Annotated in this window: 23 protein-coding genes; 4 read left to right on the forward strand and 19 right to left on the reverse strand. The window is 53.9% G+C overall.

Annotated features, from left to right (window positions below):
* Positions 1–9: 9 nt before the first annotated feature.
* The 6 genes from OSC10802_RS54855 to ispF form a co-directional block, all read right to left on the reverse strand.
* Positions 10–144, reverse strand: coding sequence for an L-rhamnose mutarotase (locus OSC10802_RS54855; protein ID WP_232731758.1), 135 nt, complete (start codon positions 142–144; stop codon positions 10–12).
* Positions 135–299: a hypothetical protein gene (locus tag OSC10802_RS51095; protein WP_155968389.1), complete on the reverse strand. Its 165-nt coding sequence runs from the start codon at positions 297–299 to the stop codon at positions 135–137. Before OSC10802_RS51095 ends, OSC10802_RS54855 begins: the two co-directional genes overlap by 10 nt.
* A gap of 155 nt (positions 300–454) precedes the next feature.
* Positions 455–2,239: an ABC transporter substrate-binding protein gene (locus OSC10802_RS0126105; RefSeq protein WP_017719722.1), complete on the reverse strand. Its 1,785-nt coding sequence runs from the start codon at positions 2,237–2,239 to the stop codon at positions 455–457.
* 31 nt (positions 2,240–2,270) lie between these two features.
* Positions 2,271–2,867 carry a PIN domain-containing protein gene (locus OSC10802_RS0126110; RefSeq protein ID WP_017719723.1) on the reverse strand — a complete coding sequence of 199 codons (597 nt, stop codon included), beginning with the start codon at positions 2,865–2,867 and terminating at the stop codon, positions 2,271–2,273.
* Complete coding sequence (locus OSC10802_RS41840) at positions 2,851–3,450, reverse strand: hypothetical protein (RefSeq protein WP_017719724.1); 600 nt, start codon at positions 3,448–3,450, stop codon at positions 2,851–2,853. Before OSC10802_RS41840 ends, OSC10802_RS0126110 begins: the two co-directional genes overlap by 17 nt.
* Positions 3,447–3,932: a 2-C-methyl-D-erythritol 2,4-cyclodiphosphate synthase gene (ispF, locus tag OSC10802_RS0126120; RefSeq protein ID WP_017719725.1), complete on the reverse strand. Its 486-nt coding sequence runs from the start codon at positions 3,930–3,932 to the stop codon at positions 3,447–3,449. The genes OSC10802_RS41840 and ispF overlap by 4 nt, the downstream gene beginning before the upstream one ends.
* A gap of 41 nt (positions 3,933–3,973) precedes the next feature.
* Here ispF and OSC10802_RS51100 point away from each other — a divergent pair, with 41 nt between their 5' ends.
* Positions 3,974–4,138 (forward strand): hypothetical protein, encoded by a 165-nt coding sequence (locus tag OSC10802_RS51100; RefSeq protein ID WP_155968391.1) that lies wholly within the window; start codon positions 3,974–3,976, stop codon positions 4,136–4,138.
* A 271-nt stretch (positions 4,139–4,409) separates the two neighbouring features.
* Here OSC10802_RS51100 and trmD read toward each other — a convergent pair whose 3' ends face one another.
* Positions 4,410–5,114: a tRNA (guanosine(37)-N1)-methyltransferase TrmD gene (gene trmD, locus OSC10802_RS0126125; RefSeq protein WP_026098821.1), complete on the reverse strand. Its 705-nt coding sequence runs from the start codon at positions 5,112–5,114 to the stop codon at positions 4,410–4,412.
* Positions 5,115–5,201: 87 nt separating this feature from the next.
* Here trmD and OSC10802_RS51105 point away from each other — a divergent pair, with 87 nt between their 5' ends.
* The 3 genes from OSC10802_RS51105 (at position 5,202) to cphA (ending at position 9,275) form a co-directional block, all read left to right on the forward strand.
* Positions 5,202–5,351 carry a hypothetical protein gene (locus tag OSC10802_RS51105; protein ID WP_155968393.1) on the forward strand — a complete coding sequence of 50 codons (150 nt, stop codon included), beginning with the start codon at positions 5,202–5,204 and terminating at the stop codon, positions 5,349–5,351.
* Positions 5,352–5,442: 91 nt separating this feature from the next.
* Positions 5,443–6,306 (forward strand): cyanophycinase, encoded by an 864-nt coding sequence (locus OSC10802_RS0126130; protein WP_017719727.1) that lies wholly within the window; start codon positions 5,443–5,445, stop codon positions 6,304–6,306.
* Between the two features lie 269 nt (positions 6,307–6,575).
* Positions 6,576–9,275: a cyanophycin synthetase gene (gene cphA / locus OSC10802_RS0126135; protein ID WP_026098822.1), complete on the forward strand. Its 2,700-nt coding sequence runs from the start codon at positions 6,576–6,578 to the stop codon at positions 9,273–9,275.
* 240 nt (positions 9,276–9,515) lie between these two features.
* Here the strand turns inward: cphA and OSC10802_RS54860 are convergent, their stop codons facing one another.
* The 12 genes from OSC10802_RS54860 to OSC10802_RS0126195 all read right to left on the reverse strand — a co-directional run bounded on the left by OSC10802_RS54860 (position 9,516) and on the right by OSC10802_RS0126195 (position 25,414).
* Positions 9,516–9,764 carry a hypothetical protein gene (locus OSC10802_RS54860; protein ID WP_017719729.1) on the reverse strand — a complete coding sequence of 83 codons (249 nt, stop codon included), beginning with the start codon at positions 9,762–9,764 and terminating at the stop codon, positions 9,516–9,518.
* Positions 9,765–9,974: 210 nt separating this feature from the next.
* On the reverse strand, positions 9,975–10,730 hold the full coding sequence (locus OSC10802_RS44840) for a class I SAM-dependent methyltransferase (RefSeq protein WP_017719730.1): 756 nt from the start codon (positions 10,728–10,730) through the stop codon (positions 9,975–9,977).
* Between the two features lie 623 nt (positions 10,731–11,353).
* The gene (locus OSC10802_RS41850; protein WP_017719731.1) at positions 11,354–11,902 is read right to left on the reverse strand and encodes a type II secretion system protein; all 549 of its coding nucleotides are present in this window, start codon (positions 11,900–11,902) and stop codon (positions 11,354–11,356) included.
* A gap of 801 nt (positions 11,903–12,703) precedes the next feature.
* On the reverse strand, positions 12,704–13,267 hold the full coding sequence (locus tag OSC10802_RS0126155; protein WP_017719732.1) for a pilus assembly FimT family protein: 564 nt from the start codon (positions 13,265–13,267) through the stop codon (positions 12,704–12,706).
* An 18-nt stretch (positions 13,268–13,285) separates the two neighbouring features.
* Positions 13,286–14,374, reverse strand: coding sequence for a prepilin-type N-terminal cleavage/methylation domain-containing protein (locus OSC10802_RS0126160; RefSeq protein ID WP_026098824.1), 1,089 nt, complete (start codon positions 14,372–14,374; stop codon positions 13,286–13,288).
* A 42-nt stretch (positions 14,375–14,416) separates the two neighbouring features.
* On the reverse strand, positions 14,417–15,154 hold the full coding sequence (locus OSC10802_RS0126165) for a type II secretion system protein (RefSeq protein WP_155968395.1): 738 nt from the start codon (positions 15,152–15,154) through the stop codon (positions 14,417–14,419).
* A gap of 12 nt (positions 15,155–15,166) precedes the next feature.
* Positions 15,167–19,972 (reverse strand): hormogonium polysaccharide biosynthesis protein HpsA, encoded by a 4,806-nt coding sequence (gene hpsA / locus OSC10802_RS0126170; protein WP_026098825.1) that lies wholly within the window; start codon positions 19,970–19,972, stop codon positions 15,167–15,169.
* 57 nt (positions 19,973–20,029) lie between these two features.
* Entirely contained in the window at positions 20,030–20,263 is a 234-nt protein-coding gene (locus tag OSC10802_RS0126175; RefSeq protein ID WP_017719736.1) for a hypothetical protein, read from the reverse strand.
* Between the two features lie 670 nt (positions 20,264–20,933).
* Positions 20,934–21,557 (reverse strand): hypothetical protein, encoded by a 624-nt coding sequence (locus OSC10802_RS0126180; RefSeq protein ID WP_017719737.1) that lies wholly within the window; start codon positions 21,555–21,557, stop codon positions 20,934–20,936.
* Between the two features lie 44 nt (positions 21,558–21,601).
* Complete coding sequence (locus tag OSC10802_RS51115) at positions 21,602–21,823, reverse strand: hypothetical protein (RefSeq protein WP_155968399.1); 222 nt, start codon at positions 21,821–21,823, stop codon at positions 21,602–21,604.
* Complete coding sequence (gene ribD, locus OSC10802_RS0126185) at positions 21,807–22,997, reverse strand: bifunctional diaminohydroxyphosphoribosylaminopyrimidine deaminase/5-amino-6-(5-phosphoribosylamino)uracil reductase RibD (protein WP_017719738.1); 1,191 nt, start codon at positions 22,995–22,997, stop codon at positions 21,807–21,809. Before ribD ends, OSC10802_RS51115 begins: the two co-directional genes overlap by 17 nt.
* Before the next feature lie 2,204 nt (positions 22,998–25,201).
* Positions 25,202–25,414 (reverse strand): hypothetical protein, encoded by a 213-nt coding sequence (locus OSC10802_RS0126195; protein WP_017719741.1) that lies wholly within the window; start codon positions 25,412–25,414, stop codon positions 25,202–25,204.
* Positions 25,415–25,675: the final 261 nt, after the last annotated feature.

Below are 25,675 nucleotides of genomic sequence, written 5' to 3' on the forward strand. Positions count from 1 at the left end.
TCGCACAGCTTACTGGGATTGCAGCCAGCCGTTAGCGCAGCGCCCCCGCAGGGGAAGGAAAGTTTCGGCGCTGCTGAAATAATTATACACGCCGGCTTCCCGCAAAGCCTCTCGCACTTCCGGGAAAGCCATCGTCAGTGACATTTCCACTCACAAACACCTTGACTGCACAAGGGATGCCAGCGGGCGTGTCCCAGAATGCAGTGCAAAATCAGGCTGTCTGTCAGATATGTAATCCGATTTGTCTGCAAGTTTTCCTCAAACATATAGCGCGTCCTATCCCTTCGTGTAAATTTCATAAAACCGGTTTCTTTAAGAAACCGGTTTTATGGGCCAAAAGCGTTTGCGCAAATCATTTAGACTCGCTATATATCAGGTGCAAATCCTGACAGGGCTTCCCTGTAACAAACCTCCGGTATCGCCAGGTTAATTCACCGGGCAGCAGGTTTATTTATCACTGATCGCTTATTTTCAGTTCGTTAACGTTCCAGAACATTCCTCCCAAGGCAGAGAATTTCACGCCTTGAATTCGGTTGCGGGTAGCGCTCACCAACAGCGGGTTTATCAAGGGAATCACCGGCAAATACTCTTGGGTGAGGCGCTGGGATTCGGCATAAATGGCTTTGCGCTTCCCTTCATCCAGCTCCCCGGCTGCTTTGATGTAGAGCTCCCCAATTTCCCGCTCCCACGGAGCCACCTCCCAGCCAATCAGCTGCGGCTGTCCTGGCTGCCGGTTCTGATTGAAGATGTGCAATCTGCCTTCCGGAACCCATAAACTGGCCCCATCATTTGGCTCAGCACCGACGATAAAGCGAATCAGATGGCACTCCCAGTCCAGAGAGTTGGTCAGCTTGTCAACCAGCGTATTGAACGCAATGGCATTGACATGGACTTGAATCCCTATTTGGCTGAGATCTTGTTTGATTTGCGCTCCAATCGCTTCTCGGATTTTATTGCCTGCAGTGACCAGCAGCGTGAAGCTGACTGGGTTGCCCTCCGCATCTAAAAGTTCTCCATCGCTATTATACTTAAATCCCGCCCCCAAGAGCAATTCCTTCGCCTTTTCTGGATTGTAGTCATAGACTTTCAATCCTTCCTCAGGTGACAGGTAGTAAGGGCTTTGCGCGGAAATCGGGGAATTTTGCGGCTCGCCAAGCCCCCGGTAGATGTTATTGCTCATCGTGCGCCGGTCGATGGCGTAAGCAACCGCCTGTCTGAACGCCAAGCTGTGGAACCAGCGGGATTTCACCGGATCTACCAGCGGTTTTCCACCGGCATTGCGGGCTTTATTGAGATTGAAGGCAATAAACGTCGTGCCCGTATCCGGGCCTCCATTGTAAATGGTAAAATGATTCCGCTTCTCTTCCCGCTTCAGCAGAGAAAAACTTTCCGGTGAAACCCCCAGGGTGTCTAAACTCCCAGAGCGAAACTGCAGTAAAGAAGTGTCGGTCGATTCCATAATTTGCCAGATGATGCGCTCAATATAAGGCTGGGGGTTCCCCTCCTTATCCTTGCGCCAGTAGTGGGGGTTGCGCCGGAACGTGACGCGCTGGCTGGTGGAGTAGCTTTCTAGCTGGTAAGGACCGCTGACGATAATCTCCTCGGGTTTGGTGTCGATCCCCCAAGTTGATAAAAAACGGGGATTTCCCTTTTCGTCTTTTGCTCTCACTGATTCCCGCAGCGCGTGCGCCGGCATTATGGACAGTCCTGTGCTTCGCAGGAACGGGGCAAAGGGTTCGGGAATGGTGAACTCCACCCGCCGGTCGTCCAGTTTTCTCACTTTCGGCAACCCTCGATTCTTGCCAATCCTGAGAATGTCTCTGGCGCTGGTGGGAATGCTTTCGTTAAAGTAGATGTCGTTGTAGCTGAATACCACATCATCCGCTGTCAGTGGCTCTCCGTCTGACCACTTCAGCCCCTGGCGCAGGGTAAACACTATCCGCTTTTTGTCTGGGGAAATTTCCCAGGATTCGGCTAGCGCCGGCTCCACCTCGCCGGTGAGTCCGTTTTCTCTAATCAGCCCCTCGTAGGTCAGCCCAAAAACGTTCGGCGACTCTTCGCTGAGGACAGCGTTGAAGGTTTTTGGATCGCTGAGCACGCTGGAAATCAGCTGCGGCACTTGCGCAGCTTTGGTTTTCTGCTTCCAGTTGCAGCCGGTGAGGGAACTCGACATCACCAGGGTTAGTAAAACAGGCAGCCACCGGCGCTCAGAAGTTGGTAGAATAGGGAAAAATCTCATTATGATTTTCTGTAGGAACCGCTCGCAGAACTTACTGGGATTGCAGCCAGCCAAAAAAAGCTTCGGCGCTGCTGAAATAATTATACACGCCGGCTTCCCGCAAAGCACCTCGCACTTCTCGTTTGCCAAAGTCAGTGACATTGCCACTCAGAAAAACCTTAACTTCACTCGGTTGAGAGCGGGCGTGTCCCAGAATGCAGTTCAGAATCAGGTTGTCTGTCAGGTCTGGAATGAAATTTGTCTGCAAGCTTGTCTCAAGCATATCAGGAGTTAAAGCAATCATCTCTGCCTTTCTGGCTAGCTGGCCAACGACTTGAAAAAAACGCCGGTCGATTTCTTCTATAAGAGCCTCATTCCCATCCCGAGACTGCTGTAGCTGGAACAGCAGGGACTGGGCGCGGGTTGAAGTTTTATTTCGCTCCGCATCGTTAATCCAAATATCCAGTTCGTTATGGAAGCGCTGTCGCTGCTTCTTATCAGTTGCAAATACTGACAGGGCTTCCATGTAACAGACGTCCGGTATCGCCAGCCCGACTGATGCCGGTGTGTTCAGCAGCAAATTCTCCGCTTGCGGGTCACGTCCAGTGGCGACACTCATCACAAAATTCGTTTCAATGTACAGTTTCAACTCTAATCTCCACTTCAGATTGTGTCATTCCACCTTGCATCCGTTCCAGTAAACCGATGGCTGCCATCTCTTCTGCTGCTGGGGGATTCTCTGACTTCCAGTGAAATCCCAAGTCGCGCAGCCACGATTCGACTCGCCCGCTCAGGTAAGACATAGATACACGCTGGCCGTCTATGTACTCGCCATAGGGGCCAAGCACTTGGACGGTTTTGAGGGTGCAAACGGGTTCGGAAAAGTTCTCCTTGTTCCATTTAAAAATATAAATGTCTTCCCTGTCAACAAGCAGGGCAAAGGGAACGATACCTTTTAAATCTTCCAGCCAGGAAATCACTTCTAGCAGGTGCCATTTTTTGGTGACTTCATTGGTGGCTTTAATCAGCAGAAAGATTCGCTCGTATTTGTCCAGAGCGGCACTGTCAGCACGGATGATTTTGGTTTCTTCTGTTGTTTGGATGTCCATAGACCTCTCTCTCTCCAACATCTCCTCGTACACTGGGTGTTCCAAATAGGGCAGCGGGTAAATGGCTGCCCGCACGCCCGTCTCTTCGCTGTCTTGTTTGAGCAGATAAACTAATGTTTTCATTTTTCTATCTCCTGTAATAAGGCTACCGCATACGCCGCGATGCCCTCCTCTCGCCCCACCGGCCCTAATTTTTCGTTGGTGGTGGCTTTGACGCCAATTTGGTCGGGTCTGACGCCCAGCACACCGGCAAGTCGCGAGCGCATCGCTGGGATGTGGGGCTTCAGTTTGGGGCGCTCCGCCACCACCACCGAGTCAATGTTCCCCACCCGCCAACCTCGCGACTCAACCAGCTGGTTGACTTGCGCCAGCAACACCAAACTGTCCGCACCGGCCCACTTTTCGTCCGAGGGCGGAAAGTAATGGCCAATGTCTCCCAAACTCAGCGCCCCCAGCATGGCGTCCATAATCGCGTGGGTGAGCGCGTCGGCGTCACTGTGACCCAGCAAACCTAGCTCGTGGGGAATGCTCACCCCGCCGAGAATCAGAGCGCGACCGGCAACCAGCCGGTGGATATCGTAGCCATTGCCAATTCTGATGTTCATCTCGCTTTATGCTGTAAGTTGGTTCTAAGTTGGTACTGTCAGTGACAGTTCCCCGTCACCGGCTGCCGGCTCCTATCCAGTCCGCCGGCATTATGATTGCAAATCTCTTGCAGGACGCCGAATCGGGTCTTTACAAAACGGGCGCAACCGGATATATAGCGTTTCTCAGTGGGATGCACTATGGCCCAGAAACCCGGTTTCTTTAAGAAACCGGGTTTCTCAGTACCTCACTACTATGAGAAACGCTATAATACCAGACCCTTGGGCAATTTGAATGGCGTTGCTGATTAGAAAGATGATTTCACCAAATTACCTTCATTAAAATTCCCATATCTTTCTCCCCATAACCGCAAACTAGCAGGGAATTGGGGGTGTTATGCTCTTCCTCGGAATATGCAACTTAAGTTTAAGAGTAGCGGGATGGCGGCTGTTGGCGGGGGAACTGCTCCCCTTCCGCAAAGCCCTTTTCTGAAAAACTTATTCCCCAAATCCGCTGCTCCCCCGCTCCGCCTCGGGGAGCAAATCGGGCCGGCGCTGGCGGGTGCGCAGCAGCTGCTGCTCGCGGCGCCAGCGGGCGATTTGCCCGTGATGGCCAGACAGCAGCACGGGAGGCACCTCCCACCCCCGGAACACCGGCGGGCGGGTGTAGTGGGGGTAGTCCAGCAAATCGCTCTCAAAACTCTCGCAGATCAGGGACTCGGCATTGCCCAAGGTTCCAGGGAGCAGGCGCACCACGCCATCGATGAGGGCCAGGGCGGGAATTTCGCCGCCGGTGAGGACAAAATCCCCCAAGGACACCTCGCGAGTGACTAAGTTCATCACCCGCTCGTCCACCCCTTCGTAGTGCCCGCAGAGCAAAACCAGCTGCTCAAAGTCCCGGACGAGCTCCCGAAACAGCTTCTGGCGCATCGGTTCCCCCTGAGGGGTGAGGTAAATCACCTCCCGCCTCGGCAGCACCGGCACCGACTCCACCGCCGCAAAAATCGGCTCGGGCTTCATCACCATGCCGGCACCGCCGCCGTAGGGCTCGTCATCGGCACGCCGGTGCTTGTCGGTGGCGAAGTCGCGGGGGTTCACCAAGTGGACAGAGGCAATAGTTTTGGCCAGGGCTTTGCCCAAGAGCCCCGATGCCAGGGCAGAGGTGAAAAAATCTGGGAACAGGGTGACAACATCAAATCGCACAGTGGCTCCACGCTGCAGGCAAACCTTAAGAAAATCCAGTAGAAAGGTATTAGAGCGCCTTTCCTGCCCGATCATAATTCATTGCTCGTGGAACGACCGGCACGTGGCACTGCGCCGCCGGTCTTGCCCAGCAAAAAGGCTGCCAGTGATGGTTTGGCAACAATTGGCGCTATCAGCGGCGGGGATTGTGAGACAATGGACTTCCAGCCTGAAGTTGTTTGGGCCTGCCAGAATTAGCCCTGACCGGTGGCTACAACCCAGAGCGAAGCAATATCTCTAAAGTGGTCACGATACGGCCAATCGCTCACCTACGCCTAAAAGTAAGGCCATGCTGCAGTTACAAGATCAATCGCTAGAACCTCGGATGCCGCAACCAACTAAAACAACCGTCATGGTGATTGGCGGAGCGGAAGATAAAGTGCACGGACGCGAAATCCTGCAAACGTTTTTTGCTCGTTCGGGAGGGACGGAGGCCAAAATTGCGATTATCCCGTGCGCTTCCCGAGAACCCGTCGCTACTGGGGGCCGATACTTTACTATTTTTCAGGAAATGGGTGCCAAGTCTATTGAGGTGCTCGACATCCGGGAGCGGGCGCAGGGAGAAGAGCCCATCTGGCAAGATTACCTCGAAGGGTGTACAGGGGTATTTATGACCGGCGGCGACCAACTGCGCCTTTGCGCCCTGCTCGCCGACACGCCGCTGATGGAAAAAATCCGCCTGCTCGTGCAGCTCGGCCAGATCACCCTGGCCGGCACCAGCGCCGGCGCAGCTGTCATGGGACATCACATGCTGGCCGGTGGGGGCAGCGGCGAGTTCCCCAATCGCTCTCTGGTGGATATGGCTACCGGACTGGGCATTATTCCAGATGTGATTGTGGACCAGCACTTTCACAACCGCAACCGCATGGCTCGGCTGCTGAGTGCGGTGGTGTCCCATCCAGACCGCTTGGGAGTGGGCATTGACGAAGATACTTGCGCTATGTTTGAAAGCGACGGGCTGATTAAAGTCATGGGCAAAGGCACAGTGACTGTTATCGACCCCACCGAAGAGTTCCACACCAACCAGCCTTATGTGGGAGCGACTGACCCCTTGAGCGCTTTCAACCTGCGGGTACATATCCTCTGCCACGGGGACTGTTACGACCGTCACCGTCGCGCTGTAATTCACCCCCAGCACCGCCCCCCCAATTAACAGCAAAGAAGGAACTGGGCACTCACACAAAACACAGGGGAGAGCGGGCATGGGGGCGGGAGTGGGGCACCGGGCAAGGGAGCGCGCAGGGAGAGCATTTCTCCGTCTCCTCCCGTTTCTGCTTTGCGGAAGCTGCCCCTTTTGCGCCCCCCTTCCTTGGCCAGCGGAAAAATGTTCACGGCGAACAGTTTACCAACTTTGGCAAGCGTGAAACTAGATAAAATGCCCCATTTGTTCCCAAATTTCGCGCATCATCCTCGGACAGTCCTATGAAAATACTTAAAATTCAGACATTACGGGGTCCCAACTACTGGAGTATCCGACGCCACAAACTGATCGTCATGCGTCTGGACTTGGAAAACCTTGCAGACAAGCCGACCAATCAAATCCCCGGCTTCTACCAAGGGCTGGTTGAAACGCTGCCCAGTTTGGTAGAGCACCACTGTTCCCCGGGCTGTCGGGGGGGGTTCCTCAGCCGCGTCCAGACAGGGACAATGATGGGGCACGCGATCGAACACGTGGCGTTGGAACTGCAGCAGCTGGCGGGCATGCGGGCCGACTTTGGCCGAACTCGCGAAACTTCCACCCCAGGCGTCTATCAGGTGGTGTTTGAGTACCTCGAGGAGCAGGCCGGTCGCTACGCGGCGCGAGCGGCTGTGCGCCTGTGCCAGAGTATTGTCGATACGGGGCGCTACCCCCAGTCGGAACTGGAGCAAGATATCAAAGACCTCAAGGATCTCTGGGCGGAGGCCGCTCTCGGACCGAGTACGGAAACGATCGTTAAAGAGGCTGAGGCTAGAGGCATTCCCTGGTTGCAGCTGCCGGCTCGCGCTATGATCCAGCTCGGCTATGGCATTTACAGCAAACGGGTTCAGGCCACCCTCACCGATTGCACCGGCATTTTGGGCGTTGAGCTGGCCTGCGATAAGGAAGGCACGAAAACTATGCTCCGCACCGCCGGCGTGCCGGTGCCCCGGGGGACCGTGATCCGCTACCTGGACGAACTCGATGAAGCGATTGAGGAAGTTGGCGGCTTCCCTATCGTGATCAAGCCTCTCGACGGCAACCACGGGCGCGGCATCACTATCAGCATCACCTCCAAAGAACAGGCTGAGGAAGCCTACGACGCAGCTAGCGCGGCTTCCAAAACACATTCCGTTATTGTCGAACGCTATTATACAGGTCGCGACCACCGCGTGCTAGTGGTGAATGGCAAACTGGTGGCGGTGGCGGAGCGGGTGCCGGCTCACGTGGTGGGCAATGGCGTTTCCACCATTGAGGAGCTGATTGCGGAGACGAATCGCGACCCGAATCGCGGCGTGGGCCACGCTAACATCCTGACTCGCATTGAAGTTGACCGCACCAGCCTCCAGCTGCTGGAAAATAAAGGCTACACCCTGAAAACGGTGCTGCCCAAAGGCGAGGTCTGCTACCTGCGCGCGACGGCGAACCTCAGCACCGGCGGCATTGCCATTGACCGCACTGACGAAATCCACCCGGAAAATATCTGGCTGGCGCAGCGGGTGGCGAAAATTATCGGGCTTGACATTTGCGGCATGGATGTGGTAACGCCAGACATCTCCCGCCCGCTGCGCGAAGTGGGCGGGGTGATTGTTGAGGTCAACGCCGCCCCCGGATTCCGCATGCATGTCTGCCCCAGTCAGGGGCTGCCGCGAAATGTGGCTGCGCCGGTGATCGACATGCTCTTCCCCCCCGGAACGCCCAGCCGCGTGCCGATTCTGGCAGTCACCGGCACCAATGGCAAAACGACTACGACGCGCCTGCTGGCCCACATTTACAAGCAAACGGGCCGCACGGTGGGCTACACCACCACGGACGGGATTTATATCGGCGACTATCTGGTGGAAAAAGGCGACAACACCGGCCCGCAAAGCGCTGGGCTGATTTTGCGCGACCCAACGGTTGAGGTGGCAGTGCTGGAAACGGCCCGGGGCGGCATTCTCCGCTCGGGTTTGGCCTTCGACACCTGCAATGTGGGGGTGGTGCTCAATGTCTCTGCTGACCATCTCGGAATTGGGGATATTGACACGATTGAGCAAATGGCTGCCGTCAAGAGCGTGCTGGCGGAGGCGGTGATGCCCACCGGCTACGCCGTCCTCAACGCTGACGACCCCCTGGTGGCGGCAATGGCCAAGAAGGTGAAGGCTCTCGTGGCTTACTTCTCGATGAACCCAGACAATCCCCTGCTGCGCGAACACACCCGCAAAGGCGGTTTGGCTGCAGTGTATGAGAATGGCTACCTGTCGATTTTGAAAGGGGACTGGACGCTGCGGATTGAGCAGGCGGTGAATGTGCCCCTGACTCTGGAAGGGCGGGCTCCCTTCCAGATTGCCAACGCCCTGGCTGCCTGTCTGGCAGCGTATTCTCAAGGCGTGAGCATTGACGACATTCGCGCCGCTTTGGATAGCTTCACGGCTTCCGTCAGCCAGACTCCCGGACGGATGAACCTGTTTAATCTGGGAACCTTTCACGTCCTGCTGGATTACGCCCACAATGCGGCGAGCTATGAGGCGGTGGGCAGCTTTGTCCGCAACTGGCCCGGAGAGCGGATTGGCGTGGTCGGTGGCCCGGGCGACCGCCGCGATGAGGATTTTGTCGCCCTCGGCAAGCTCTCGGCGGAAATCTTTGACCGGATTATTGTTAAGGAAGATTACGACAACCGGGGACGCGCGCGCGGCGATGCCGCTAAGTTTATCTGTGAGGGAATTGCCCTCGCTAAGCCAGAGAGCCGGTATGAGGTTATCTTGGATGAGACGCTCGCTATTAATACGGCGCTCGATGGCTCAGCCCCCGGCAGTCTGGTGGTGATTCTCCCGGAAACCGTGAGCGGTGCCCTTCGCTTGATTGAGGCGCGCAACCCCATCCCCGACAAGAACAGTTTGCCTTCCGTCGCACCGGCACTCCCCGTTCCCGACAGTGTGCCCTCTTCTGTGAGCAACGCCGTCTGATCCCGCAGGGTGGGTGACGCCCCGCGCCACCCACCCCAATCCCCTGATTTGAGAGCTGATTTATAGAGTAAATATTATAGCAGCAGTCATATTGGTTAGGACACGCTATGGCCCAATTGCCGGCTGCTATATCAGAGGTTAGAGGCCGGTTTATCGGTGTTGTAGCTGTGTGGCACAGGTTGTGGGTGAACCCGCCCCTACATTATGTTAAACCCCAAGTCCTAACCTAAGTGCCTACTGCTATAAATGCCAGTCAGCGCCCAGTCGGGGAAAGATCCCTCCCCTACTCGCCACTAAAAAAGGAGGGTCACTCTTATAGCCAACCCTTGTAGGGGCAGGCAGCCCACGGAGACTGCCCGTTGGGGGGATAGCGATTTTCTCTATAAATGACTGTACTCCGTCAGCGGTCTTGCCGGATTTCTCCCACACCAAGAAACCCGGTTTCTGAACCGATTTCTGGCCCATTAGCTGTTTTATAGCAGCAGTCATATTGGTTAGGACAATAGGAGCTTTGGGAGCGGGGGAGCCAGGGAGGCCGGAATGTACTTTTCCTAAATGCCTACTGATATATAGACGTAGGGCAGGCGTCCCGCCCCCCCTGAAGGTCTAATGTCCTAATCTAAGTGGCTACTGCTATAACAATTACTTTATAGATCGGCTCTTAGCAGGCAGCTCCTCCCCCCCAAGGGAGGAGCGACATTAACCTGATTTTACTCTCGCTTTTATAAAGATCCGCCGGCACTCGCTTTCTCGCTCCGCAATAAAAAGCTTTTGTTTGTAATACTTGTAAATCAGGTTTTTCAAGCGCCCGTTATTTAAGATAAACAGCCGGTTGGTCAGCAGCCGGTCGATTAACTTTTTCCGCCCGTCATTTTTCTCCAGAAAGATAACCTCCGCAATCTCAAAGTTCTTCTCCAGGCATTTGGAAAGCGTTTCTAGAGAGAAATGCCTGTAATGTTTCGGCTCCACCGGCGCGTTCAGGTGCGGAACCGTCAGCAAGAGAATTCCGTCTTTGACCATTAAATCCGCCACCCCAGCCAGAAATTCCTCCCCAGCTGCCGGTGGGATGTGTTCAAACACCTCCATTAAGATTGCCAGGTCAAATTTATTCTCAACCCTTTCTCGCGTGATGTCCAGACAGTAATAAGTCCCTTGGGGGTACATTAACCGAGCTAGAGCTATCGCTCTTTCAGAATAGTCTATCCCCACCACCTCCTTATCTGCTAAAGCTTCTTTTAATTCCTTGGTCAGTCTGCCATCCCCGCAGCCCACATCAGCAATGGAACGCACCGGCTCTCTTTTCACCCTTTCAATCATAAATTCCAGGCTAGCTGCGTAGTTAATTCCCCAGCGAAAGTTGTAACATTGCGTGAAGTCCTTTTGGGACTGGGGGATGTAATGATAGGGGAAGATATACTGGTCTTCCTGAATCGTTTGTACTTTATCTTTTTCCACAGTTCGAGTAGGAGCGGGTTGACTAGCAATATATCCGGGAAGCAGTGGGTATCTATAAACCCGCCCCCAGACAGAAAAGTTTCTTTAGTCTATAATACCATTAGCATCCTTCAACCGCAAATCCTGGGCGTGCCGGCTCTCCGCACAACCCCAGCACAGGCCGAGCTAAAATGAGCGGCAGAGGGGGGAGATTGGCACAAGCGTTCCGCTTGGTATAGCAGTGCACAGTCAGTTTAGGACACGCTTGATACGAATTATAGGCGCAGGTACGGCGTCGCGCTGGCGCGCCGCTACGCTAACGCCTGCCCTCAATATTTCTGGGACAGGCGAGACGCCTGTCCTACGTCCTAACCTAAGTGCCTACTGCTATAAAGGCGGGTTCAGCGAAGTCTCAACAAACCGCCGTTCTTCTGGCGGTCAAGCGGGCAAATTCCTGTACAGAAAGAAACCCGGTTTCTGGCTCCGGCGCGGGAGGACAAATCCGCTTGCATCGGTTTTCTATACATAGGGTTGTAGGGGCGGGTTCTGCCAAGATATTTCTGCCACAGAGGAGAATATCAATAAACCCGCCCTCACTTCGCCTGCAAAACGGTGCTACCGGCTCCCAGCTGTGGCACCGGCATCTATTTTTTCACGCACTTTTCATCCGCTGCTGTCCGCACTGCACCCAAGAGGGTGGACACAAACACGCAGCGTTTGGGACTGCCGGTGCTTGTGGTTAGGTTTATCCTTCCCAGCTGTCCGTTGGTGTGTCCTTTATAGTTAAATTGAACTCGCCACAGACTGCTGTTTTTATCTTTGTAAAAAGTGGTGTTGGCTGGGTCTATTTTAATTCCTTCTTCAACCAGGGTATTCCAAATGCTGGGTGCAGAATTGTCCGGGTGAACCGCCCACTGAACTTTGCCATCTTGCTCCCGAAAGCTGGCTTGCCAGGTGCTTTTTCGCAGCTTTGCAGTCGTTTGGGCTTGGCGAATCGCCTCTAAGGCAGTATATTGAGCGCTGTTGAGGCGCATCCGCGCCAGCCACCCCAGAAAGCTGGCACCGGCCACTGCTGCCAAGATGCCAAAAAACGCTATCACAACTATCATTTCTATGAGGGTGAAACCGGCAGTTGCCCGAGCCTGCCGGTGGGGCGGCTTGTTGGGCGGTAAAAGGGGGATGAATTCAAGCATTTCAAAAAAAAGCTTAGTTAAATGTTATTTTCAGCTACACTTTTGTAGCCGGTGCGGCTTGTAGCATCCAGGGGCTCTCCCCCCTCTCTGCAACAGCGCCTGATCCCGCCCACGCCCCCTATCAGCGTTTCGCCGTCGCGCGCCGGCTCATCTTATCTGAAAATTCTCTGAAAAATTTTAATATTTACTTAATCCAGCCCCAGATAACTGGCTCTCCTGCACTTGGGGTGACAAGCCTGCTTTGCGCATTTAATTTTTCTATCCATCTCTATGCATCGTTACCAGTATCCTTCTAGTAACAAGTTTCTGGAGGCAGAGTCTCCTTGCTGCAATAAGCAGATTAAAAGCGTAACAGCTTAAAAGTAATTCACTCGCGTCAAAGGCTTGTGGGTGAGGAATTGCCCACGCTTTGTGCCACAATTCCTGCACCGGCACGCCGCCGGCACCCACCGGCACTCCTCCGGCAGGACGCCGGTCGGGCGCTGCCCTCAGTCAGAGATGATATAATTTTAAAGCTTCTATTAGATTCCCTGCGGATCATCTCGCTGGGAATGCTATCAATTCCGTCTGTAAAGTTTCTTTTTCGCCTCCCGCTCCCCACTCCCGCCGGCAGATGAGGCTGGCGGGGATCTCACCCAGGATGGCGTGTTTCAAATTTGCACGCCGGCGCGCCGGCGCTCTCCCCCTCTCTCGCCCTGGGTAAATAATGTGAAGCAATCAGCCGGAATGTAGGGGGCGGCAGTGCCAGTGGGTAAAATTGTTATTTGCCAGTGGCTTTTGTGGCGATGAAACCTGGGAAGGCTAATCGCTACTGCAGGCAGTATCACTATCTGTCTTAACGGCACCTAAAATCGTTCTAACCTTCACGCAGCGCTTATTGCCACCATTTGTATTGGATAGAGTTATCCGTCCTACTTGATCGCTAACCTGACCTTTGCTGTCAAATTGAACGCGCCACAAATTGTTTGTAGGGTCATTATAGATGCTAGTATAGCCTGCTGTAATATCTATTTTAACATTGGGTTCATCAATGGTATTCCAGAGGTTGTCTGGTGGGACAGAACTGGCAGAATGAACCGCCCACTTAACCTTGTCACCCTGTTGCTGAAAGCTGGCTTGCCAGGTGGAACTTCGCTGCTTAGCCGTGGTTTGGGCTTGGCGAATCGCCTGTAAAGCAACATCTTGAGCTTTGTTGACGCGCATCCGCGCCATCCAGCCCAGATAGCCGGCACCGGCCATTGCGGCTAGAATGCCAACGATAACTACAACAACTATCAATTCTATCATAGTGAAACCGGCAGTTGAGCTGTGCGATTCCAGCTGCCGGTGGTTGCGTTTGTTCAGGAGGAAAGTAATTGCTGTCATAGCGAATGTCTGTTGAACTTATAGCTTAGGAGGAATTCTGTTAAACACACTGCGAGTCTGAACCTGAGCCCGCACGATTGGTAAAAAGCGGCTATCTTTATTATTTGCAGGCAAACTGGCTCGCTTCAAGGCACTCCCCCGCAAATAAACAATCACATCTTGACTCTGGCCCGCACTGGGTCTTCTCACGCAGGCATAGAAGCTTGTATTGTTGCTAGCGCTTGCCAGACTGTAGGTGGATGGAGTTGGGGAGGGGACAGAGGGCTCGGGACAAGGCTGCACCCCAGACAAATTAGGATTCAAATCCTCATAGTCTGGCAAGTTTCCTGTATCTACCAAATCAACCAACACATCCGCATTCTTTGTCGCGCCACCGGCACCTTCCGAATAAGCTTGTTGTGCGGGACAGAGAGCACCCGTATCATTCTTGTCACAAGGCCATATCTGAAAGCCGATAGATCCCGCTGCTGTGGGATCGATATAATTGGGTGTTTGTGTCATTCTACTCAGATCGGCTGGGGGAACAGGCGCATATTGCCGGAGTTGATAGCGCGTCAGTCGGGCAGGGCCATCCCAACTTCCGTCATTATCTGTTCTCAGAGAGTAAACAACCAGAGTGTAGCTATTTCGGGTGATCAGGAGCGCTCGACATTTTTTCTTGTCGTCCTCAAGAGAAAAATTACTCTCACAATTGGTAGGGAAAGCAGCAGTTCCGGTGGCATTTTCTACATAAGGAAGTTGCTCTATTTTCCAAAAGGCTAGAATCGGCTTCACATTATTGTTGCTTGCCAAACCTATCTTAGAAACTATACCCGGACAGTAGTTAGCATCCTTCAAACTCCCCTGACCAGTCAGGCATTCCCCCTCGTATACATACACGGCTTCTTGCAGTTCTGAGGCCATATAATCGAGAGCCATACTCATCTCTCGCTCGGTTTCTGACCGGGCAAATTCTTTTTTGTCACTCTCCATCAGCTGGACTACGAAATACAGCAGCCCTGAAATAACCATCGTGCTGACTATTGTCGTCACCAATAGCTCTATTAATGTAAACCCTGCGGATTTGTGCCGCCGGCGAAAAATATGCTTAAAGAATGTTTTAGCCATTGCCCGCTCCAGAAAAATGTGTGCGTTCTCCTGCCCACGCAACTAATTGCTGCAAGGGGGGTTTGTACCGGTTCCCCCTGATAATCTCCAGCTCAGTACGCAGTAATTGTATTTAGAGATATCCAAATCACTTCTAACAATCGTTTCGTAACGCACTACGATGGGATGACTCACTGACTTGCCTGATGTTAGACCCAAAGAAGCCGCTTTTATCGGTGGTTGGGCTAAGTTGATCAGGCTAGGTGTAGCTGTGAGAGCCGCTTGCGTATAGACTCGCACTCCCATTACAAAGGCAAGAGGTCGCTGCCCGGTATTGTCCAGCACCGGCTGGGGGGTTGGTGTCCGAAACGTTTGAACGGCGAGATCCCCCCAGTCCCACTGGTTATTGCCATTAAGGTCAACATAACACCAGTTCGTGGATAATGTTCCGGTGGTATTTACCAGAGGGCACGTGAGAAGATTTGCGTTCGGGGCTGGAGGCGGCACATTGTCCAGGTTGTAGTTAGCAGTTGTGTCAGCACAGGTCGCATTGACACACGGCGGGATATTCTGGGTCAAGTTGGTGTAATCGCCGGTGTCAATCACCAGCCGCACGCGGTCTATTTCCCCCTGCGCCGCTTTCATGGCATTCTCGACTCTGAAATTGCGCACCCGAGTGGCGAAAGCAACCAGCAGCGGCGGCGTAATGGCCGCAATCACCAGTGTGATGACCAGAATCCCCATCAGACACTCTATCAGGGTTAGACCTTTTTCGGTACGTTTCCGTTTAGCCGGTTGCATCTCCCACCTCCGCTAATTGCAATTCGATGCCGTTTTATCGCCTACAGCCTTGCGCAGCAGGCAAATATAGGGGTCATCTGCCTTTGGCTCTCGGTATAATTCACTGCGGTCGGGCGCAGGCATCACCATCCGTCGGGCCACCGGACCGGCAGGGGCGTACTGCAGACCCACATCATAACCCCAGTTCCGCAGCGGTGCGGTGTAGTATTTGATGTTTTGAGTCCCTGTTGAGTTACTTCCCGGTTCCCACGCATCCTGATCCCAGGGCGCTGTCGCGTAGTTGCTAAAGTTAAGCTGAATCATCGCTCCTGAGAACCACAAAGACTGGGTATTGGAGCTAGTGGATGAGGCGTATCGGGTTTTGTCCCAGCTTTCTAAAAATCGAGGGAAGTTCACCAAACCGCCATTGCTCTGACCGTTGCGGGAAGGCACAACGCCGCTGACAATCACCGCATTTACCCAATTCGGACCCGCAGTGTTGTTTATACCTAGACCACTGGTTTGGCTTGTCTGATATCTGTTATCGCTGAAATTCCAATAGTTGCTGTATGAAGCAACTGAGCTGGGAGGCGTCGCAGTCGCCGCAGTCATATATTTAATGTCGCCATTGCGGAACACCTTGATTGGCCCATCACAGCCTTTGCGGTTTGTGCCCGCTACTGCTACACCTCCTACAGCTGCCGTCCTCGGATCGAAGGGATTCTCGCATATATACCCCTCTCCCTGAGCATCTGCAGACAAATCGCTCGGGACTCCTTTCATGTGACTGTTTTGGTAGGATGAGTTACTGCTGCTGTTAGCGCACCCAGTATTCACCCCGCGCAGCCCATCTTGGAGCGTGCCGTCACAGAAGTTGCTGGAAAGGATGCCCACTGCATCGGCTATGATTTCTGCCTGACGCCAAGTGTCATTGTTTTGGCCGGTTCTAGCAAACGTAGTTTCCAAATCTTTTCGCTTGTAGAAATTGCTGTAGCCTGAAGCTGAAGACAGCTGTATATCTTTAAATTCCTCTAAAAGATTGCTGACGCTGGCATTCGTACTGTGGGGGTTGAAATTTCCCTGAATATAAACCGGGTTATCGGAAATCAAGGACAAACCGCGCGGATTGTCAAGTTTCGTATTTCCATTTATGACTCGCCGCAGATCGATCCCATTGCGCACCCGGAACCCGTAAGAACGCCGGTCTGGGTCAGCATAGTAATCAACCGGCTTAGGGCTAATCCCCTGTGCGGGACTGGCGGGGTTACAAACGTAACTTGTTGCGGGAGTAATCGGAGTGGAGTCAGGCTGTAGCTGGCACAGTGGCGGGTCCGCTGGAGTCCAGACATTAAACCGGCTCGCTGTAGGAGGGTTGCCCGCATCATTGCCCGTAGTGGGCCAAGCGTTTTGGTATGTCTGCCAAGCAGAAAGGCGAGGTCTGGCAATACCGTCTTCCCGCATGGCATCTTCCCGGAAGGCATAGACAAGGCCACTCGCCGGCAGCCAAGTATCTGAGCCTGAAACAATAGCTTCCGATCCAGGAACGCTATTGCGGCGCAGCAGGTCTAAATCGAAATCCAGCAGCCGCACGTTCATCATTTCCCGCCCATCGAAAATAGCCTTGTCCATGAAAGGCACGGCTATATTGGCAGAACTTGTGCCTGAACTTGTGCCTGTACTGTCAATTATCGTGTTCGCCGTGCTGGTTCCAGCTGGGCTGTTCGGCAGCCGCCAGTCGGCCCGCGCCCTTGGCAGCAGGGCAATCTCGGCGATGCCATTCTCCGTACCATTCTCTATCCCGCTGCTATCGCTGTCCCCAAGGACTTGGTAGGTATAGTTCCCGTTAACTGCTGCACTTGTGATATAAGCGTCAGCGATATAGGTTTCAGTGGTGGGTTGGGAGGCTGCAGCTGCAATACCGGTTGGAGTGCCGGTTCCATCGTGCTTGTGGTTGTATTTAGGGAAGAGGTAGTAAAGCGAGGGGAACTTTGGCCCCGTCGGGCAGAGCTTTGGCAGGTTTGCTCCCAGTGTTGCTGTAAGTCCACAAGCGTAACTTCCCGTTTGTCCTGCTGTTCCTGCTTGTGAGTCAAAACCCCGCAGGCGATCTCGCTCCACCTGCTCCTTCAGGTGGAGCAGCTTGGCCAGTGCTAGGTTATCAGCAGCCGCCGCTCCTTGCGCTTCTAGAGCTGCTATATATGCCTCTGGGGACGCCTGCGACACTGTGACATTTCCTAGCGCTGTACTCAGATTAGTTAATAAAGTTTGATTGCTGGTATTGGTGTAGTCGAAATCCTGCAGATAGCTAATATTGTACGCCAGCATCCCCAACGTACCCCCTGCTGTGTGCAGGTTGGACTTATCCGCAATGCTCAGCGCGTCATAGCCCGTAGCAGCGCTTCCTGTTGCCGGCAGCTGGGAAAGGGTGCTCCGCAGGTTGGAAAAGTTCCCCCACATAGTTAAAACAGGATAGGGGTGAACGATTTTACTGCCAGCTGCTTCTTGCGTGGGTGGGAAAGCGCCTGCCGGATCGCCAGCCAAACGCGCCAGGTTCTCCAAAGCGATTCTCAGAGGCTGTCCGCCGGCAATAGCATTCTTAAACGCCGTCTCAGTCTGATCGGCTCCTGGTACGACGTTAAACTCCCAGCCATTTGTCCCGTCTCCCAGGAAGAAGTTGCTGAGGATTTCGTTATTGGTATCCCCAAAATCAGTGCCAAACAGGGTGGAACCCCCGTTCGCTGCTGTTTTAGTCTTGAAAGCAAAAGCAGCAGCTGGCTTTTTAAAAGTTGTGCTGTCCAGCAGCGTTTTCGCACTTCCTGGGTGAACCGTCGTGGCCACAAAAGCGAGCGGTAAGTACCCCCCCTCATTGACAGTTGTTGTGGTTGCGTTATCGCCAAAGGTATAATAATAAACCGCTGTAGCTTGGGCCGCAGCTAAATTATCCCGCAGCGTCACATACTGCCGAACTTCGTTACGACGTGACGCTGCCCAGGTAGGACTCGCAACCCCATCCGGCGAATACATAGCCTGGTCAGGCTTGCTATCGTTATCCCGATCCACATTCCAGCCAAAGGGCTCGCCCAGTTGCAGCCGCTGCCCCACAATCACTCGCAGGCCACTATTTCTGGCTCGCCGCTCCCAGTAACCGTCCAGCCCTAAATTCTCTCCCAGCACATCACCCGCTGTCGGGTCATTTGTCACCAATCGAGTTGTCGCGGCAGGAATCGGCTGCCCATAGCCAGCCACTTGATTGGGTTGAGTGGGATTTAGTTCAGCAGGAGCTTCACACCTGCCGGTGGCGTTATTGAAATTTTCTGCGCTGTAGTTCGGCTTCGGTCCGTAACGGTTATCGGCGCGATAGGTGTCATCCACATACGGAGCGCACTTCTCCGCTGCAGACACTCGCGGCGTACTCCCCTGCGTCAGTGGCGACTTCCCCCCCCAAAAATTGGTATTGTCTGGCTGCCAAGAACCGCTTCCTGATGGTGTTCTGGGTTGCCCTATTCCTCTTGTCTGCAAAGTCAGTGCATCTGTGGCAATATTCATTTGCCCAAAACCGCTGCCTGTAACAGAATCTAAAGATTGGTAAGTCCCCGGGCTTGTCTCTTGAAGGAAGATTGGCGTAGCTGGCTCGCCGGTTGATGGGTTCGGAATACTAGCGTCAATCCTGACATTCTGCGGAGTGAAGGTGTTATCCCGAATTTGGCCCGTTACTAATTGTCCCCCAACGCCTGGAGAGCGGTCTTTCCTCAGCGTTATTTGTGAGTTGGATTCAAGAGGGAGTAAACAACTATTTGGAGAGCTGATCAAGAACGACCGGAAACCGTCTTGACTGCGGACAACCATATTCCCTTGACTGTGTATAGCCCCATTCCAGTTAAATATCGGGCCGGGGGCAATTTCCAAATCGGTGCGGAACCAGGCTCCCCACTTGTTCCCGCGCTGAAAGGAACGATCTTGTTGATACTGGATGGTTGCAATCGACGCATTTGCCGTTGCAGTGCCCTTGATAAAGGCATTGGGTACTGTCAGGGCATAAACTTGAAAATTCTTGTAAACTAACGCACTGCTGGGTCCGTTAAACCAGCCCACTGGATTTCCGCCCACCTGTATGGGACAATCCGGATTAGCATTACCGGACTGGCTGACTAACGGGCCATTGCGAACGATGAAATTCTTCGCTCTGTCCTTATCCGCTTGTATATAAAAGAGCTTTTTAGCCGGATCTGTATCTATAGTAGCTGTGCTGCCTCTCTCCGACCGGGAAACAATCGCATAAATAGTAGTCAAATCCCCAGGCTCAAGAGCAGGATTAACGTTATTGGTAGTCCCGTTTCCATCAGCATCTATCTGGAACATCCAGGCAGTCGTTGAAGGTACATCAAGACCTGTCAGACCAAGATCGACTCGCTTTTCATCATTTAGCTTATAGGGGTCTGGATTGCGATTTTCAGTATTGAGCAGCAGTTCTTCCAATCTTTTTTCAGCAGGTATCCCAGCTTCTAGATTCGGATCGGTAAACAGGTACTCCAATTTCGCCTTAGCCCGCTCTATCGCTGGAGTCGCCGCGTTTTTGATTTGCTGCTGCTGTCCCTGACCAATGACCTGATTTGTCCGCGTAAACGTGCGGAACATAATAGCGCCCACCACCAACGCCACTACCATCAGCAGCATGGCGACTGTTGGCAGCACAAATCCAGCTTGGTTCTGCCGCCGCCGGCGATTGGTCACGAAAACCGATCGCCATAGCCACCGCCAAGTTTGGCGGGTCAGCGTTTGGATGAGTTTGACAATCTCCCGCAGCAGGCGCGACAACAACTTCTTGTATTTGTGCTTAGCCATATATCCTCGGTAGACGCTGGTCAGAACAGGGGGACAATCAACTGTCCTGTATCAGTCTTAGCTCATGCGAACAGGCAGTGGCAATCCGAAATTTCCCTTATATATTTTTAGGATACCCACCGGCGCGGCTTTTGCGATCACCCCGCCCGGAAATTTCGCCCCACCGGCATCGGTCGCTCGACCTATGAGTGCAAATTCTCCGGGCCCAACACGCCCCTGTCCCCACACGGGGTAGCCGGCCACCGGCACAGCACTGACCCAAATACTGCCATGTTCGCCGGTCGGGCCCACCGGCAGGGCTGCGCTGAACTACGAACCTTTGGGCTCATGCCCAACCACAAACCTTTGGGCTGCGCTGAACTACGAACCTTTGGGCTCATGCCCAACTGCAAACGGCCCACCGGCACCCCCCATCCCATCGCCCCCCTCGCCCCGTCCGCACGCCGGGCAAAGCCACCCCGGCAGCCCCCTAAATCCGGTTAATTACTTTCCATCTTTCCTGGGGCCGGCCCCCAGCAGCAACTTATATGAGTCTATAAACGGATTATGTGAATTTATATGATTTTTTAAATCCTAAAAGCTTTTAAAAAATAGCTTTTGCAGTTGCTGAAGCAAAATATATTTTCTAATTTATGATAGATTGCTTATCTTAAACTAGCCCGCGAAGGCGGGCTTCGTCTGTATAGCGGCAGGTTTCAACCTGCCGGATGGTGCCGGATGGTGCCGGATGGTGCCGGATGGTGCCGGATGGTGCCGGATGCTCCCGGATGCTCCCGGATGCTCCCCGATACTCCCGGATGGTGCCGGATGCTCCCGGATGCTCCCCGATGCTCCCCGATGCTCCCGCCGGGTGCCGGATGGGGCCGGATGATAAAGCATACAAACAGAAATATCCAGCCCCCCCGACCATCTCCCCCCTCCCCGAAGCGCGGGGAGAGGGATAGGGGGTGGGGTCAACCCCTCATCGCTGCGGCGTCAAATCCGGTTCAGAAAGGCTGGCAGCGGGAAGAGCCGGCGCAGCTTGTGCCGGCGCTGACGTTTTGGAATAGGCCAGAGTGCTCGATACCAGAGCGTAGCCCAAATATGCCGGCAGCAGCAGCGCCGTCGCTGCAGCAATCCCCCCCAGCCAGTTCACCCAAGTATTCGATGGCCCGTAATGGCAGCGGTAGGGGTCATAGGAGAGAAATTCCGTTTGAATCACCTCCCGCATCCCAATCGGACGCTTGAACCGCACCCGCCGGTCGTCCAGCTTTTCGAGCAAAATCCAGCCGGCTTGGGCCTCCTCATCGCACAGCTGCTTGAATACAGCCGCATCGGCAAACAGATCCCCCCGGGAGCGCACAATCTTGTACTCCCAGCCGGTGAGGCGGGGGTCCTTGGGCAGGGGCAAGCCGGTGCCATTAGTGGACTGGTGTTCATCTGAGACGGTTGCGATATCCATAGAATCGTGTGGAGTCAAAATCTCTTCCTCCTCCTGTTGTTGTTGCCTAGCCAGAACCTGCTGCCAGCGCACCCAGCTGCCGGCTATCACCGCCTCCGTGCCAAGCGTGCCGACAAATACAGTCCAAATCAGGATTTCCAGCATTTATATTACAAATTCAGAATTGTTAACTGTTAATATATCCCTGATTATCCCTCATTCCGGGGGCAGCAGCCCGAGAACGCTTCCCATACCGGCTGCTGCCTCCCTGAAAGCAAGGGAAACTCAGCCAACCCTTGCAAAACGATGGCGTAGCACAGGCGATACGCCTGTGCCCCCGGATGGCGCAGCACAGGCGTATCGCCTGTGCCGAATGCCGGTGCCCCGGGAACAGAGACAATCAAATTATTCCCTTTAAGTGGAGCCGGCACTGGGTGTCAAATAGCCTTCCACCAAACAGTCCGCTCCCACCGGCCTTACCGTCACTCCGTGAAGGGCCAGAGCGTCCGTCATCGCCGCCAGACCCAAATCCCCCACCGGCGTTGGGGCGGAATGGCCCCCGATAATCTTGGGAGCGATAAAAGCCAGAACCTTCTGCACCGAGCCGTCAGCAATCGCCGGCGCAGCCAGAGTCCCGCCGCACTCCCACAGCACCGAGAGGAACTGCCGGTCGTAAAAATAAGCCATCGCACTTGCCGGAGTCAAAGGAGTCAGCTCCACAACTTCAACCCCTCTATTCGCCAGCCACTTCTGAACCTCAGGATTAGCGCCAGCTTGCGCCAGCACCAGAGTGGGAGCCACATCCGTGTCCCAGAGGTGAGCCTCCCCCGGCAAATCCAGAGAGCGACTCATCACCACCCGCAGCGGATTGCGCGAGCCCATATCCCGGCAAGTCAGCTTAGGATTGTCAAAGCGCACCGTAGCGCCCCCCACAACCACAGCGTCGCAAGCCGCCCGCAGCCGCTGGACTTCAAAGCGAGCCTCCGCGCCTGTGACCCAAGCGCTGTGACCGGCAGTCGTGCCAATTTTGCCATCCAGAGTCATAGCGTATTTGAGAATCCCGAAAGGACGCCCGTGGGTGATGCGGTGAGCAAACGCCTCATTCAGCTGCCGGCAGGCTTCCTCTTCCACCCCCACCACCACCTCAATGCCCGCTTTGCGCAGCCGCTCAATGCCCCCACCCGCCACCAGGGGGTTGGGATCGACCATTCCCACCACCACCCTGGCCACACCAGCCGCCACCACCGCTTCCGAACAGGGCGGCGTCCGCCCGTAGTGATTGCACGGTTCCAGATTGACATAGAGCGTCGCACCCCTCGCCAGTTCGCCGGCGGCTTTCAGCGCGAACACCTCCGCGTGGGGCTGGCCCGCGCCCGGATGAAACCCCTCCCCGACAATCTGGCCATTGCGCACAATCACCGAGCCCACCACAGGGTTAGGGGCCGTTTGACCGAGAGCGCGGCGAGCCAGCGTCAGGCATCGCTGCATCATGCTAGCGTCAAAAGCACCGGCACCTGACGGCAGGGATTGGTCTGGGGAGTCCGAACCTTCAACAGCCGCAGCGGTCCGAGCTGCCGGTTGAGCGTCTACAGGGAAATTTTCCATCAGTTTTACAGCTGCCTGTCCACACCTGAGTGTATCGGAAAGACACCGCAGCGCAAAAGACCCAAGCGTGACGCATTGGGAGTGAGCGCTCAGGGGACAGGGGCGAGGGATGACCAGTCAGGGGTCAGGGGTCAGCGGTTTCCAGAGCAAAGGGACAGCAACACAGCCAGCCGGTGTATTTCCCAAATCGGGGCTCTCCCCCGTTCAAAATGTTTAACAGAGGTGGCTATAGCGATCTATATTATACACAACTGCGCTGCCAGATGCGGACAATTTCATGGCAAAATTATCTAAAATTATCGATCGAATCGAGATCCCAGAACCCGGTAGCAATGGACAGCTAAAGTCTAGACTTTCGCCGGAACGCAGCCCTGGCATCCAGCCGGTGTATAGCTCCTTACAAGAGTAGGTTTTTTACATTCAAACTACATTCGTTTCCCTGTTCCCCTCGGACTGTGGAGCCTCTCAATGTTCAGCAAGCCATTTTTGAGGCGGGCTTTTGTATTTATACTCAGCCGGCCCTCAGCTCACGGTGCTGCCAATAGTAGTCTGTGCCCTTGGAATGTGGCTTTCAGGCAATAGTAAACTGTGCCCGCCAATATGGCGAGTACGCGGCGAGTAACCTGTGGCTGCCGGTTTCGCTTTCGATTTAAGTCGGGGCTAGTGGAATCAAGGGGAAAAAAGCTATTGAAGTAGTCTGCCGCAATCCGCAGTCTCGCGCACCGAGCGCGAGAACGGCTCTCCCTTGTAACAATTGCCGGTGGGTGAGATTCAAGAAGTGTTGGTGGACAGGAGAGCCGGCTTAAAAGGCCAGGTTTCAGGGAGCAAGCGCCCCATCCCAATCGGTTTACCATTAAGTAAATCTGCCAGGAGAGTTAGTAAACCTTTCAGAAAACAAGAGAGCCGTCGAGTGGGCTTTGACTGGGGGGGACATTTTTGAGCCGACTGGTGGGGCGATAACTTCTCAAAAAAATCTTCGGCTGTCCCCCTATCAATCTCACCTCCTATTGTGACTATCCATAAAGTAGCAACAGCCATCGCTAGCCAATGTCTTTCGGCCCGTCGCGCGTCCGTCAACCTGGTTTTATGCCATTGCATTCCATCACTTTTAATATCTCTGTACCCGCACTCAATACATGAACGCAATCCATACCAGAGACTGTCGGCTTCTGATGGGAGTAAATCAGTGATCTGTTAGCATTGGGTCAGTATAGCCTGACTCCCAACGGCCTAAAATTGTGCAATCAATCGGAAAAGTTTTAAAACACTGGATTTGACCTGACCAACTTTTTCCTGGCCTGGGGACTAGACTGGCCAAAGGGAGCCAAGTGGATTGATTCTGGTAGCGAAAAGAGCCTTGATGATTAATCCGTAAAAAAGGATGCCAGCCCAGTTCAATAATGTCCTCATACAGCCAATCAGCATAAAGACCTCGGTCGGCACAGACGATGACTTTCATCTTTGAGGGCACCACACCCGCCAGTCGGGAGAGCAGTTTTTGCCCGTGCGGTTTCCACGAGCCTTTTTGGTTTCCCGTGAGAGCTTTCCATGCGACGGGAATAGCACAGCCTCGATAGAGAACATTTATCGTCAGGACTGTAAACCGTTGCTTTACATTAGTAGCATCTAAGGCCAAGGATAAACATTGGCACGAGTGAGGGAATAAACTTAACACCCACTTGAACAAGGGAGCGAAACAGCTATTAACCTTTAATTGGGTTCGCCCAGTTCCAGTTTTCGCCGACGCCTCTTGATACCACTCTCGCAGACGGCAGCGCACGCTGTTAAATTTTTCGTCATTTAACCGGGCAATGAATAGAGATACCCGGTCCCTCGCTGCTTGAGCGAGTCAACGCCATGCCAAAACTCCAGGTCGCCAGTCCTTTCAATTGAGGCAGCGACAGATGTGACATATGATAGCTCACTATTCGCATCCACTGTAATAAGTGTTTATTTCTATGTGCCAACCCGCTCTTCCTCCTAGAATTCGCTGGCCACTCGAGCGAGCTGCGCTCCTAGCAGCCAGAGCCAGCCACTAGATGTATCAGAACTTACGCCTCTACAGGTAGTAGGGCAGTTCCCTCAAAACGCCTATATATAAAGTCATTAGCCGACTAACGGTAGTGCTGTGTATATTATCATCCTCCAGGCTTGCTGTTGAGGGGGTGACACAGGATCGCCAGTAATCCGGCTTCCTGAGCGGCTTAGAGTGCCACCGGCACAAATTCGTCTGGGGAACGCCTCAACGGTGTGACCGGCCCGGTGATGGCCACCGGCACGTCCCACCGGTACAGATCCTCTGGGTTCCCCTGAAAGGTGTGGACAGCCAGGTCATGGCCACCGGCACGTCCCACCGGCACAAATCCTCTGGGTTCCTCTTGAAAGTCGGCGGCGAAAACCCCATTAGCAACCCGCACAGACGTCTTCCAGCGGCACTTTTTGGCTATAACCCCCTATTAATTCGCCCACAAACCCATCTTCTTTAAGTATTTAATCCCAAGCGTATAAAAAACCTACACTTGTAAGGTGTCTAGCTCCCCACTTCCGGCTCTTGGAACAGGCAAGATGCCCGTCGGGCGAGGTATAGCAGTATGCACTTAGGTTAGTACATGGGCATCATCGCATCATCGCATCATCGCATCATCGCATCATCGCATCATCGCATCATCGCATCATCT

The sequence above is a fragment of the Kamptonema formosum PCC 10802 genome (assembly GCF_000332335.1).
GTDB lineage: Bacteria > Cyanobacteriota > Cyanobacteriia > Cyanobacteriales > Oscillatoriaceae > Oscillatoria.

What these genes read in the sequence shown, in the direction of transcription:
- cphA (WP_026098822.1), top strand. Translation starts at nt 6,576, where the DNA reads ATGAAAATACTTAAAATTCAGACATTACGGGGTCCCAACTACTGGAGT.
- OSC10802_RS0126180 (WP_017719737.1), bottom strand. Translation starts at nt 21,557, where the DNA reads ATGCTGGAAATCCTGATTTGGACTGTATTTGTCGGCACGCTTGGCACG.
- hpsA (WP_026098825.1), bottom strand. Translation starts at nt 19,972, where the DNA reads ATGGCTAAGCACAAATACAAGAAGTTGTTGTCGCGCCTGCTGCGGGAG.
- OSC10802_RS0126165 (WP_155968395.1), bottom strand. Translation starts at nt 15,154, where the DNA reads ATGCAACCGGCTAAACGGAAACGTACCGAAAAAGGTCTAACCCTGATA.
- OSC10802_RS0126155 (WP_017719732.1), bottom strand. Translation starts at nt 13,267, where the DNA reads ATGACAGCAATTACTTTCCTCCTGAACAAACGCAACCACCGGCAGCTG.
- OSC10802_RS0126130 (WP_017719727.1), top strand. Translation starts at nt 5,443, where the DNA reads ATGCTGCAGTTACAAGATCAATCGCTAGAACCTCGGATGCCGCAACCA.
- ispF (WP_017719725.1), bottom strand. Translation starts at nt 3,932, where the DNA reads ATGAACATCAGAATTGGCAATGGCTACGATATCCACCGGCTGGTTGCC.
- OSC10802_RS0126160 (WP_026098824.1), bottom strand. Translation starts at nt 14,374, where the DNA reads ATGGCTAAAACATTCTTTAAGCATATTTTTCGCCGGCGGCACAAATCC.
- OSC10802_RS41840 (WP_017719724.1), bottom strand. Translation starts at nt 3,450, where the DNA reads ATGAAAACATTAGTTTATCTGCTCAAACAAGACAGCGAAGAGACGGGC.
- OSC10802_RS0126105 (WP_017719722.1), bottom strand. Translation starts at nt 2,239, where the DNA reads ATGAGATTTTTCCCTATTCTACCAACTTCTGAGCGCCGGTGGCTGCCT.
- OSC10802_RS54855 (WP_232731758.1), bottom strand. Translation starts at nt 144, where the DNA reads ATGTCACTGACGATGGCTTTCCCGGAAGTGCGAGAGGCTTTGCGGGAA.
- OSC10802_RS54860 (WP_017719729.1), bottom strand. Translation starts at nt 9,764, where the DNA reads ATGACTGCTGCTATAAAACAGCTAATGGGCCAGAAATCGGTTCAGAAA.
- OSC10802_RS51095 (WP_155968389.1), bottom strand. Translation starts at nt 299, where the DNA reads ATGAAATTTACACGAAGGGATAGGACGCGCTATATGTTTGAGGAAAAC.
- ribD (WP_017719738.1), bottom strand. Translation starts at nt 22,997, where the DNA reads ATGGAAAATTTCCCTGTAGACGCTCAACCGGCAGCTCGGACCGCTGCG.
- OSC10802_RS41850 (WP_017719731.1), bottom strand. Translation starts at nt 11,902, where the DNA reads ATGCTTGAATTCATCCCCCTTTTACCGCCCAACAAGCCGCCCCACCGG.